This is a genomic window from Oribacterium sp. NK2B42, from assembly GCF_000424445.1.
In the GTDB taxonomy this organism is placed as follows: Bacteria; Bacillota; Clostridia; order Lachnospirales; family Lachnospiraceae; genus Oribacterium.
In genome coordinates this window covers 39,850-52,200 of the sequence record NZ_AUJX01000015.1, presented here as the reverse complement: position 1 = coordinate 52,200, position 12,351 = coordinate 39,850, and the positions used below count along the sequence as shown (strand labels likewise).

General features: G+C 45.0%; 9 protein-coding genes. All 9 read left to right on the top strand.

Annotated elements, in window-relative coordinates; genetic code table 11:
- Positions 1-2: 2 nt before the first annotated feature.
- The 9 genes from G625_RS0106750 (at position 3) to G625_RS0106710 (ending at position 12,333) form a co-directional block, all read left to right on the top strand.
- Complete coding sequence (locus G625_RS0106750; RefSeq protein WP_029200512.1) at positions 3-749, top strand: Stp1/IreP family PP2C-type Ser/Thr phosphatase; 747 nt, start codon at positions 3-5, stop codon at positions 747-749.
- A complete protein-coding gene (gene pknB, locus G625_RS0106745) occupies positions 749-2,905 on the top strand; it encodes a Stk1 family PASTA domain-containing Ser/Thr kinase (RefSeq protein WP_029200511.1) in 2,157 nt (718 codons plus the stop codon). The genes G625_RS0106750 and pknB overlap by 1 nt, the downstream gene beginning before the upstream one ends.
- 30 nt (positions 2,906-2,935) lie before the next feature.
- Positions 2,936-3,919 carry a ribosome small subunit-dependent GTPase A gene (gene rsgA, locus G625_RS0106740; protein WP_029200510.1) on the top strand — a complete coding sequence of 328 codons (984 nt, stop codon included), beginning with the start codon at positions 2,936-2,938 and terminating at the stop codon, positions 3,917-3,919.
- A 52-nt stretch (positions 3,920-3,971) separates the two neighbouring features.
- A complete protein-coding gene (locus G625_RS0106735; protein ID WP_029200509.1) occupies positions 3,972-4,850 on the top strand; it encodes a pyridoxamine kinase in 879 nt (292 codons plus the stop codon).
- A gap of 104 nt (positions 4,851-4,954) precedes the next feature.
- Positions 4,955-6,265: a serine--tRNA ligase gene (serS, locus tag G625_RS0106730; RefSeq protein WP_029200508.1), complete on the top strand. Its 1,311-nt coding sequence runs from the start codon at positions 4,955-4,957 to the stop codon at positions 6,263-6,265.
- 278 nt (positions 6,266-6,543) lie between these two features.
- Positions 6,544-7,305: an ABC transporter ATP-binding protein gene (locus G625_RS18740; protein ID WP_084152796.1), complete on the top strand. Its 762-nt coding sequence runs from the start codon at positions 6,544-6,546 to the stop codon at positions 7,303-7,305.
- A 128-nt stretch (positions 7,306-7,433) separates the two neighbouring features.
- Positions 7,434-9,491, top strand: a complete 2,058-nt coding sequence (locus G625_RS18735; protein WP_044931893.1) for a COG1361 S-layer family protein — start codon at positions 7,434-7,436, stop codon at positions 9,489-9,491.
- Positions 9,478-10,845 carry an ABC transporter permease gene (locus tag G625_RS0106715; protein WP_029200507.1) on the top strand — a complete coding sequence of 456 codons (1,368 nt, stop codon included), beginning with the start codon at positions 9,478-9,480 and terminating at the stop codon, positions 10,843-10,845. Before G625_RS18735 ends, G625_RS0106715 begins: the two co-directional genes overlap by 14 nt.
- Positions 10,846-11,010: 165 nt before the next feature.
- Positions 11,011-12,333, top strand: a complete 1,323-nt coding sequence (locus tag G625_RS0106710) for an aspartate kinase (RefSeq protein ID WP_029200506.1) — start codon at positions 11,011-11,013, stop codon at positions 12,331-12,333.
- The last annotated feature ends 18 nt before the right edge of the window (positions 12,334-12,351 follow it).

Genomic DNA, 12,351 nt, shown 5'->3' with positions numbered 1-12,351 from the left:
TGATGGACTTTTTTGCAAAGACAGACAAAGGCCGTAAAAGACGTATGAATCAGGACTACGTTTTTGCGACTTCAAAGCCTGTAGGGGCATTACCTAATCTTTTCCTCCTGGCCGACGGCATGGGAGGTCATAAAGCAGGTGATTTTGCCTCGCGTTTTGCTGTGGAAGAGTTTAGAAAATACATCAGTGAAGCACCAAAAGACATTCCCTCTGTTCAGCTTATACAGAATGCCATTTCCTCTGTAAATGAACGTCTGTACAAACTTTCCATGGAAGACGAAAATTACAGCGGTATGGGTACTACTCTGGTATCCGCATTTATTGATGATAATGTCATCACCGTAAGTAACATCGGAGATTCCCGTGCTTATATCATCCGCGGAAATACCATAAAGCAGATCACAAGGGACCATTCCTACGTGGAAGAAATGGTGAGACGCGGCTTTATGCGCCGTGGTTCACAGGATTACCTTAATTCCAGAAACATCATAACCCGTGCAGTGGGTATCGAACCCAGAGTAGCTGCCGACTTCTTTGAGGTTGAGCTGTCTGATGGAGACTATTTTCTTATGTGTTCGGACGGACTCAGCAACATGGCGGATAATGAAAGCATCCGCAACATCGTCCGGGAACGGAATTCTGTCGAAAACAAAGTACAGGCACTTATAGATATCGCCAATATCAACGGCGGAAAAGACAACATCGGCATCGTACTTGTTGACCCTTACGGAGAGGAGGTAGAGTCATGATGATTCAGGAAGGTCAGATCCTTGATGACAGATATGAAATAGACTCCCTCATCGGTCAGGGAGGCATGAGTTTTGTTTACCGTGCCAAAGATACCAAGATGGGCCGTGCAGTGGCCATCAAGGTCCTGAAGGAAGAGTACTGTGAAGACGAAGATTTCATCAGGAAATTCCAGAATGAAGCTCAGGCTGCCGCAAAACTCAACCATCCCAATATCGTTGCAGTTTACGACATCGTGGATAATCACGAGGATAAGCTCCACTATATTGTGATGGAGCTTGTGGAAGGTATCACTTTAAAAACCTATATCCAGAGAAAAGGAGCCATGGACTCCAAGGAAGCCGTCGCTCTGGCACTTCAGGTAGTGGGAGGCATTGAACAGGCTCACAAAAACGGCATAGTACACCGTGACATCAAGCCTCAGAATATGATCGTATCCGATGACGGCACTGTTAAGGTTGCCGATTTTGGTATCGCAAGAGCTGCCACCCAGCAGACAGTAAACACAACCGTCATGGGCTCGGTACATTATATCTCTCCTGAACAGGCTCGTTCCGGACAGGCTGATGAAAGATCTGATATATACAGCTTCGGCTGCACCTTATATGAGATGCTTACAGGCAAGGTGCCTTATGACGGAAGCACTTCAGTTGCTGTGGTATTTGCCCACATGGAAAATAAGATTCCGAGAGTCCGTGACCTGGTTCCTGATGTTTATCCCGCACTTGATATCGCCGTCTTCAAGTGTATGCAGAAGCGCCCCTCCAGACGTTATCAGCATATAGGAGAACTGAGAGAGGATCTTCAGAAAGCGATTAAGGATCCGGGCGGTTCTTTCTTTGAGGGAAAAATCCCCGAGGACCTGGATGAAACGAGGGTACTTTCGCCTGCTGAACTCGATGACCTTAAGTCCATGCAGAATCAGTCAGATTCAAAAACGGAGCAGCCTCACTACAGTGGAATACCGGGTTTCCTTTATGATCACAATATAATAAGAGATCACATTATGCTTTCCCGCATCATCACGGTCATATGCGGCATCGCTATACTGATACTGGTTCTGATCATAGGGAAAAATGTGGTGGATTTCTTCACCCGTGATACCACTCCTTTGGAAACCGCAGCTACCACTGTCGCAGAAACAGAGGAAACCACTGCTGTAAGCATTACCATTTCCGCCCTTGAAACCCGTATTCAGGGTATAATCGGTCTTACAATAGATGAAGCGGAAGAGGATCTCAGAGAGTATAACATCAGGATATTATCATCCGGTGCGGAATATTCCGACACCTACAACGAGGGTGTTATCATCAGCTATCCCGACAAGGATTACGCTGCCGGAAGCACCATAGAGGTAACCGTCTCCAAGGGTCCTCAGACAATTGTATTTTACAATAAAAACAATCCTTATGACCTTAGCACTCTCAACGAAACAAAGCTTCAGGATCTGGAGACCCGCCTTAAGGAACGTGACATTCCCTACAGCGTAACAGAAGAATACTCGGATACGGTTCCCGCAGGATATGTGATCCGTACAAACAAGCCGGATTCTTCAGGCTCTGAGAAGCTGGAAATAGTGGTCTCCAGAGGACTTAATGCGAATGTGGTCAATGTTCCGGATCTGAAGGAATACTCAGAACAGGATGCACTTACAGCCCTGTCGCTGCTTGAACTGACACCGGGAAATATTTCCTATCTCCCGGACAATACCGTTGAAGAAGGCATAGTGACCGGACAGTCCATAGCAGCCGGAACCCCTGTACCGAAGGGCACCACCATAAGTTTTACCGTATCGGCAGGTCCTAACGGAATTGCCAGTGTTAAGTCGGTTGACCCTCAGGACCTTACGACAACATCATCAGACAAAAACGGCTGGTACAGTTCCATCAGTACCACTGTCTCCCTCGGATCCGGCGCGGAACCGGGATCAAATGAAACCATGCTGGTGTCCATAAGGCTCCGTCAGGATGTGAACGGAGAAGAGCATTACAGAACTCTTCAGGAAGCCCGTTCCTACGCCATCGGAACAGAGCTTCAGGTTGTATTCCCGACTATAAAGGGCGAAGAAGGAATCCCTTCAGGTGTGGTTGAGGTTGTTAATGCTTCCACCGATACTGTCATCGCTTCCTTTGCATGTGCTTTCTCCCCGGAGGAGTAAGTTACTTAAACCAAGATTCATGAGGTAAAAATGTCTTTAAAAGGAAAAATCTACAAAGGAATAGGAGGCTTTTATTACGTTCATACTTCAGAAGGTGACTACGAATGTCGTGCCAAAGGCATCTTCAGAAACCGTAATGAAAAGCCTCTTGTCGGAGATGATGCGGAGATTGAGCCCGTCCAGGACAGCGAAAAGGAGCGTGAGGGTTCCGTTATCCGCATCCTTCCAAGGAAAAACCAGCTGATACGTCCGGAGGTTGCCAATATCGATCAAGCGGTAGTTGTGTTTGCCCTTAAGCATCCGGACCCGAATCTGAGTCTCCTGGACAGATTTCTCATACATATGGAACAGCGGGACATACCTGTGGTCATTTTTTTCAACAAGGTCGATCTCATTGATGTTCCGGAAGGTGACCTTCCGGAGGAGCCGGAAGAAGAATCCGTTCCAAAGTGGAAAAAGAAAAAAGATAAAGCCTTATCTATCCCGGAGATACATGCAGAGCACCCGGAGCTCATCCCGGAAATATACAGAAGAGCAGGCTATAAAGTTCTGGAAATAAGCACAAAGTCAGGGGACTGTTACGAAAGGATCATGGAGGTTCTCCGCGGAAAGACCACAGTTCTTTCCGGCCCCAGCGGCGTAGGTAAATCCTCCATCACAAATCTCATTCACCCGGATGCCAATATGGAAACCGGGGAACTGAGCCGTAAGATCGAGAGAGGAAAAAATACCACAAGACATACGGAATTTTTTTATATAGATAACGACACCTATGTGCTTGATACTCCCGGTTTTACTTCTCTTTATGTTAATGACATCGATCCGGAACGGCTTATGTACTATTTCCCCGAATTCGAGAGTCACAGACAAAACTGCCGTTTCAAAACCTGTATCCACATAGGAGAAAAAGACTGCGCTGTAAAAGAGGCTGTGCAGAAAGATGAAATTTCCCGGGAACGTTACGACAGTTATGTTCTTTTATACAATGAACTAAAATCGCAACGAAGATACTGATCTTTTCAATGTCACCGGTTCGTCCGGTCAGTTCAAAAGGACTTATCACAAAATGAAAAAACTTGCAGTTATAAATGACCTGAGCGGCATAGGCCGTAGTTCTCTATCCATACAGTTACCTGTTGTATCGGCTCTTTCTGTTACCTGCTGTCCTGTACCCACAGCCATCCTTAGCAGTCATACGGCATATAAAGACGTAGCAGCAACAGGCTTTAAAGATCATCTCGGAGATTTCTTTGATGCATGGAAAAAAAATGGCTTTATCTTTGACGGGATCCTTATAGGATATCTCGGAGATACAGAAGAACATCCCATGATTTCAGACTTCATAAAGGACCAGAAAGCAAGAAACCCCGGGGTCATAGTCATACTTGACCCTGTAATGGCTGATAACGGAAACCTTTACCGTAATATGACAGAAAAACATATCGAAGCCATGCTTTCCCTTGCAAAGCAAGCTGACCTTATGACACCGAATCTCACTGAAGCTGCGCTCTTAACCGATTTCGATTACGAAGGCATAAGGGAAACTCTGGAAGAATGCAAACATGACGCAGCCAAGGGTATGGTTTTTAACTCTTTATTGTCTGCCCTTCACCATATAACACCGGGAGCCGTCATAGTAACCGGAATAGAAGAAGAGAACGAGGCAGGACAAAAACAGCTTTTAAATGTCCTTTCCGAAACCGACGGAGACCTCCGATTCATCCGTAATCCCCGTACAGGTAACGGAAGACCGGGCACAGGGGATCTTTTCAGTGCCATAATAAGCGCAAAGCTTCTGAACGGTACAGATCCCTGGAAAGCCTGCCGTTCCGCTGCAGATTTTGTGGGGCTTGCCATAAAGCATTCCGAAGAGCTTAATCTTCCCGTTATTGAAGGTGTGCAGTTCGAGGATCTGCTCCGGCATCTTTCGGATTCAGATTGCTAAGCATTCGCCTCATATAACTTGAAAATACAAAAAAATAACGCTATAGTTATTAGGTGCTTTTTAAGCATATTTTATAGTTAATTTCCGGGAGGAGAGAGGATCTTATGTTAGACATTAAATTTGTCAGAGAAAATCCGGAGCTTGTAAAAGAAAATATCAAAAAGAAGTTCCAGGAAGAGAAGCTTCCACTGGTTGACGAAGTGATCAAATATGACGCAGAGGCCAGAAAGTGCCAGCAGGAGGCTGATGACCTTCGTGCAAAGAAAAATTCCGTTTCCAAGCAGATCGGTGCTCTTATGGCTCAGGGCAAAAAGGATGAGGCTGAGCAGGTCAAGGCTGAGGTTTCAAAGTATGCCGACAGACTTAAGGAGCTTGAAGAGTTACAGCCCAAGCTTAATGAAGAGCTCACAAAGCGCATGATGATCATACCTAACATTATCGATCCGTCTGTACCTATCGGTCCGGATGATACTCATAATGTAGAGAATGAACGTTTCGGCGACCCTGTTGTTCCTGATTTCGAGGTTCCTTATCACACAGATATCATGGAATCCTTCGGCGGTATCGATATGGATGCTGCGGGACGTGTTGCAGGAAACGGATTCTACTATCTTCTGGGAGACATCGCACGTCTTCACTCAGCAGTACTCAGCTACGCCCGTGATTTCATGATCGGAAGAGGATTTACTTATGTTATCCCTCCTTACATGATTCGTTCAAGGGTTGTTGACGGCGTTATGTCATTCTCCGAGATGGATGCAATGATGTACAAGATCGAGGGAGAGGATCTGTTCCTCATCGGTACTTCTGAGCACTCCATGATCGGTCGTTTCATCGATCAGATCCTTCCGGCAGATACATTGCCTTTAACACTTACATCTTATTCCCCTTGTTTCCGTAAAGAGAAGGGTTCCCACGGTCTTGAGGAGCGTGGTGTTTACCGTATCCACCAGTTTGAGAAGCAGGAGATGATCGTAGTATGTGAGCCTGAAGATTCTATGGACTGGTATGCAAAGTTATGGAAGAATACAGTAGATTTCTTCCGTTCCATGGATATACCTGTAAGAACACTTGAGTGCTGCTCAGGAGATCTTGCCGACCTTAAGGTAAAGTCCTGCGATGTTGAGGCATGGTCACCTCGTCAGAAGAAGTATTTCGAAGTGGGTTCATGTTCAAATCTCGGCGATGCACAGGCAAGAAGACTTAAGATCCGTATCAAGGGCAAGGACGGAAAGATCCATCTTGCACACACTCTTAACAATACCTGTGTAGCTCCTCCACGTATGCTTATTGCATTCCTTGAGAATCACCTTCAGGCAGACGGCTCAGTCACTATCCCTGAGGTTCTCCAGCCTTACATGGGCGGAACAAAAGTTCTTACACCGAACTGGAACTCCATTGAGGGTAAGAAATAATATTTCCGGGTAAACATTTTCGCCAATCAGCGTTTCCAAAAATGAATAGTCTGTTTTCGGATGGCATATCATACCTGTCCGGGAACAGACTTTTTTTATTCAAAGCATAATTTTGATGAGAAATACCGGCTGAACTGTTACAAGTTTCTTAAAGTATTCGTAGATTGTATTAATGATTCACTTGACCTATAATTGTCTTACATTTTTTCATAAACTACAGGGAAACATTGAATCAGTGTTTCCCTGATTTATGGTGTAATACTATTGGGAGGATTCTATTGGAACCACTTATCAAGGTCAGGGACTTATATAAAATCTTCAATATAGGAACCAACAAAGTCTATGCCCTGAACGGCGTTTCCTTTGATATATACAGAGGTGAGTTCATCGCCATAGTCGGGACCTCCGGCTCCGGAAAATCCACCTGTCTCAATATGCTGGCAGGGCTGGAAGCCCCCAGCAGCGGGATCATACAGATCGCCGGCAAACGCATTGACCGCATGAACGAATCCCAGCTGGTGGCATTTAGAAGACAAAACGTAGGATTTATATTCCAAAGCTATAATCTGATCCCATCCATGAATGCCCTTGAAAATGTATCCATGCCACTTATGTTTCGTGGCGTACCCTTAGAAACCAGGACAAAAGCCGCAAAACACTATATGGAGCTCATAGGCATAGGTGATCAGGGGCTGCATATGCCTAATCAGATGTCCGGCGGTCAGCAGCAGCGTGTAGGAATCGCAAGAGCTCTGGTTATTGATCCAAAGATCATTTTTGCAGATGAACCAACCGGTAACCTTGATTCACATACAACCGATGATGTCCTTAACCTGCTGAAAAAAATTGTGGAAGAGGAACACCGCACCCTGGTCATGGTAACCCATGATCCGCATATTGCATCCTGGGCAGATCGCCAGTTAAGAGTTGTGGACGGTCATATAGTGGAAACCGTCATCAATAAAGAGAGTTCCATAGAACAGGAAATCCTCAGGGAAACCGGCTCAGAACCATATTGTGTCGTAACACCGGAAAACTGATATATTATTAAAATCGTGGGCAGTATAGAAAGAATCCTTGCGGATTCTTTTGAAGCGCTCTAAGCCGCGCGGCTCCCACGATTAAAAATCGTGGGCATAGATGCAGCTCCGGCAGTATCGGAGGTAGAATGAAAAAAGCTGTATTATTGAAAAATCTTTTAATAAAAAAATTTTTGAGCATCAGCATATGCTTCTTTATGGTTCTGGCTGCTCTTTCTGTCACTTCACCCATAAGTGCAAGAGCTTCCTATGTAGATACCAACCTTAATACTTTTATCCACGATGCTGATCCCACACCCGAAGGAGTGATAGGGCAGGATATGCAGCTGACCGTCCGAATCGGCTATAACGGTAAAAACGGTCTCTACAATCCGAAATCCGATCATATCAACAATGTAAGGGTTCGTCTTTCACAGGATCAGAATCTCATAAACACAAACGGTATAGTTCCAAGTGCAAACAGGACCAATCCCTACGATCCCGACGATGAAGCAGAAGAGTCTGAAGCTTACAACGAAGGTTACCAGGCAGGTGCCGCCAGAGCTTACAATGCTTCCCTCGGTCTCACCTATCCTGTAGACGGGGGCGTTTATCCCCTGGAGATCAATTCCTCCACCATGACTCAGGAAAAGAACCTGGGCACCCTCAAAAAGGGAGAGTATGTCGAGGTCACCTTTAACGTACACTTAAGAAGTGACATCAAGGCCGGCTACTACGGGGTTCCCGTATCTATATTTTATGATGTTCCCGAAAATCCTTCAGGAGACCACGGAAGTCTCAACAGAGCCGAGTTCATAAACATCTGCGTGCTCGAGCAGGGTGAGATAACGGATCCCGCTTCAACCGAGAAGGAGTCCGCTTTTGTAGTAGGTGAAAACCAGGTTACTCCTGCCGCAAGCTATCCATCACAGATGGCTTATACCGTGAATTTCCGAAACCAGACAAACCGTACTCTCTACGATGTAAAGGTTCACATGGAAAATGCTCTGGACCCGACCAAGGAATTCCAGAATACAGCCTACTCAAAGGCAAGCGCTTCAAAACAATTTCCTTTCGAGATAAGCCAGTCCAACTATGACCAGACCTTCGAGGCCGTAACTCCCGAAGAGATCATTTCCCCGGCTTATGTCCTGAATATAAAAAGAAATGCTGCCAGCGGTTATTATCCCATCATTTATACCGTGACCTACAAGCGCACACCTGATGCAACCCTGCAGTCAAAGGAAACTCATACCTTCTTTGTAAATATCAATAACCCTTCCATGAATGATACCGAACCGGACTCCACAAGAGAGTTCAATGCAAACGACCGTACAAAAGCGCGTCTCGTTGTAGGTTCATACCATACCGAACCGGAAGCGGTTTATGCAGGTCAGCCTTTTAAGCTTTTTGTGGAAATAGAAAATGCCAGCACAAATATAAATGCCAGCAACATTCTCCTTACAGTGGAATCCGAAAAGGTAGATAATTCCAATGTTTTCTCAACGGAGAACGGCTCCAACTCCACAGTAATAAATGCTTTAAATGCAGGTGAAGCAAAGGAGGTTTCATGGACCATGATAGCAGGCGCCGGTGTAAATCCGAGAGCCTATGCCATCACCATAAATGAAAAATTCGACTCACCTGAGTTCAAGAATGCCGAAGAAAAAGTTACCCTGGATATAGAGGTAAAGCAGATCCCCCGTCTGTCCTGCACAGGTTATGACATCATGCCCCAAAGTGTGACAGTAGGAAATGAATCCAATGTCATGTTTAATATAAACAATACAGGAAAGGTTATCCTTTACAATGTAACCGTAGCCTTTGATGCAGATTCCATTCAAAGCACAAGTGCTTACGTCGGAAACATTAAGCCCGGAGAATCAGGTACTGTTGATGCCATGATCACCGGAACTTCCCCGACGATGGATGACGGAACCATACGTGTAACCATCTCCTATGAAGACATTAACGGAGAGACCTCTACACAGGAAGAAACCATAAATCTCTACGTGACGGAGGATATACCCGAAGAATTTGAAAGGGTTTATCCGGAGGAGGACAACGTCAAAGCCTCTCCTTTAGACTCATTTAAGCTTCCGGGAGCCATACTTGCCGGCGTACTTGGCGCAGCAGCAACAATCCTCTTCATAAGAAAAAAGAAGAAGGAAAAGGAACAGAAACAGGATACAGATGAGACTATCTGATTTATTTAAGCTTGCAATAAGTAATCTTAGAAGGCGTAAAACCAGAACCCTGCTGACAATTCTCGGCGTTGTCATCGGTACAGCTTCCATAGTTGTCATGGTAAGCCTGGGGCTCGGCATGAGTGACATGATGCTTAAATCCTATCAGGATGAAGGCTCGCTCACTCTTATCCGTGTTCGTGAAAGCTACGAAAACAGAGATAGCACCTCAAAGAACAAGAAACAGACAGAACTCACGGATGAAAATGTTGAACTCTTTGCTTCACTTGACCATGTGGTAAGCGTAAGTCCTTCTCTCGAAGTTAATGTCACTGCCAAATGTAATGGTTATGATGGTAATTTTACCATATGCGGTGTTTCCCAATACTATCTCGAGCAGCTTAAGCTCAGAGAGGGTGGTACCATACCTGAACCCGATCAGGGACAGCTCAGCCTTATACTCGGAAACCAGCTCCTTTATAACTCCTTTTATAAGCCGACTACCTACGAGAGCATCGAGATCAATCCTGATAAAGATACCATCTTTTTTATTTTTCCCGAGAGCAGCTATGTTGAAAAAAAGAACAACAGCTCAGAGGAGTCCCCAAAAACCAAGATATCCAAAAAATACATTTTCCCTATATGCGGTATCATACGCGGCGGAAAAGAAGACTGGTCCTACGACTCATACAATGTATATGCAGACATCAATACGCTGAAACGTTTCCTGCAGAAAATATATAAAAAGGCTCTGGTTCCCAATCCCCGTACAACCAAGAACGGGAAGCCCTATACCTATTACGTGTACGATACCATCTATGTTTTTGTGGATGACATGGCCAATGTCAAGGATGTGCAGACTCAGATCTCAAACCTCGGCTTCAGCGTAAGCTCCAACATGGAATGGCTGGAATCTGCCCAGGAATCCCTCAATATGGTTCAGATGGTGCTTGGAGGCATCGGCGGTGTTTCTCTTCTGGTTGCTGCCATAGGTATCATGAACACTATGATGATGTCCATATATGAACGTACAAAAGAGATTGGTGTAATGAAGGTGCTTGGTTGTGATATGTCGGACATCAAAAACATGTTCCTCTTTGAATCCGGCATCATCGGTCTCATGGGAGGTATAGCGGGACTTGTAGTAAGCTACATCATTTCATACATTATCAATTTCTTCAGTTCCTCCGGTACCAATGACATGGTTTCCATGTTCATAGGATACGGCAACAACAGCGGATCCCTGTCATATATACCTTTGTGGCTGGCAGGCTTTGCCATCGTTTTCGCCATTGCAGTAGGTTCCATAGCGGGTTACATTCCGGCTGTACGGGCTATGAAGCTCAGCCCTCTTGCGGCTATAAGGAATGAATGATAACTGATACGAGCGGTCGGGCATTCAAATGGATGCCCGACCGCTCTTCTTTACATATACCTCTATTAAGTAATACCTGCTATATTAGAATGAAATGTTGTTTATCCTTTATTCGGATGCTATAATTCAGTTCATGTATATCAATTGCAATATAGGGGAGTAATCATGATCAAAGTAGCAAAGTTTGGCGGCAGTTCCTGTGCCTCTGCAGAACAGTTTAAAAAAGTTAAGGATATCATTGTTTCAGACAAAAGCAGACATTACATTGTAGTTTCTGCTCCGGGCAAGCGTGATTCCAAGGACACAAAGGTAACAGATATGTTGTACCAGCTGTACAATGCTGCATCCTCTGAACAGAATTTCAATCCCATCCTCTCAAAGATCAAGGATCGCTATCAGGAGATCATCGACGGACTCGGACTTGATATCAATATGGATGAGGATTTTGATAAGATAGCTCATGATCTCCTTGACGGTGCCGGCAAGGACTATGCCGCATCCAGGGGTGAATATCTCAATGCAAAGCTTATGGCTGCATACCTTGGTTTTACCTTTATAGACTCTGCATCCTGCTTTGTATTTAACAAGGACAGAACCTGTGATTTTGCAAAAACCGAAACAGCCATCAACGATGCCCTGACCGATGTTGATTATGCTGTCTTCCCCGGATTTTATGGTGCAAATGAGGATGGTGATATCGTAACCTTCTCAAGAGGAGGTTCTGATGTTACAGGCTCCCTCATTGCGGCTGCCGAGCATGTTGATCTCTATGAGAACTGGACAGATGTATCAGGCTTCCTTGTAGCAGATCCCCGTATAGTAAAGAATCCGGAAGTCATTGATTATATAACCTACAGAGAGCTTCGAGAGTTAAGCTACATGGGTGCCGGAGTTCTTCACGAAGATGCCATCTTCCCGGTACGTAAAGAAGGTATCCCTATCCAGATCAAGAATACCAACAAACCTGATGATCACGGTACCATGATAGTACAGGACACTTTGAAAAAGCCGCGTTTCGTCATCACCGGTGTAAGCGGTAAGAAAAATTTCTGTGCCCTTAACATTGAAAAGGCCATGATGAACGCAGAGATCGGTTTCGGCCGCAAGATCCTGACAGTTCTTGAAGACAACCATATTTCTTTTGAGCATATTCCTTCCGGCATTGATACCATGACTTTGGTTATACACCAGGAAGAGCTGGAGACCTGTGAGCAGAAGGTTCTCAACGGAATACAGCGTGCCGTTAATCCGGACATGATAGAACTTGAATCCGACATAGCTCTTGTTGCCGTTGTAGGTCGTGGCATGAAGTCCTCCCGCGGTGTCGCAGGAAGAATCTTCTCAGCACTTGCCCATGAATATATTAACATCAAAATGATCGATCAGGGTTCAAGTGAGTACAACATCATCATCGGAGTCAGAAACGAAGACTTTGAAAAAGCAATTAAAGCAATATATAATATGTTTGTTTTAAGTGCTAAAAACTAAAGGAAGCTGATCATTCTT

Excerpts from the sequence above, each read along its gene's own strand:
- G625_RS0106710 (WP_029200506.1), top strand. The coding sequence starts at position 11,011 with ATGATCAAAGTAGCAAAGTTTGGCGGCAGTTCCTGTGCCTCTGCAGAA.
- pknB (WP_029200511.1), top strand. The coding sequence starts at position 749 with ATGATTCAGGAAGGTCAGATCCTTGATGACAGATATGAAATAGACTCC.
- serS (WP_029200508.1), top strand. The coding sequence starts at position 4,955 with ATGTTAGACATTAAATTTGTCAGAGAAAATCCGGAGCTTGTAAAAGAA.
- G625_RS0106735 (WP_029200509.1), top strand. The coding sequence starts at position 3,972 with ATGAAAAAACTTGCAGTTATAAATGACCTGAGCGGCATAGGCCGTAGT.
- G625_RS0106715 (WP_029200507.1), top strand. The coding sequence starts at position 9,478 with ATGAGACTATCTGATTTATTTAAGCTTGCAATAAGTAATCTTAGAAGG.
- rsgA (WP_029200510.1), top strand. The coding sequence starts at position 2,936 with ATGTCTTTAAAAGGAAAAATCTACAAAGGAATAGGAGGCTTTTATTAC.
- G625_RS0106750 (WP_029200512.1), top strand. The coding sequence starts at position 3 with ATGGACTTTTTTGCAAAGACAGACAAAGGCCGTAAAAGACGTATGAAT.
- G625_RS18735 (WP_044931893.1), top strand. The coding sequence starts at position 7,434 with ATGAAAAAAGCTGTATTATTGAAAAATCTTTTAATAAAAAAATTTTTG.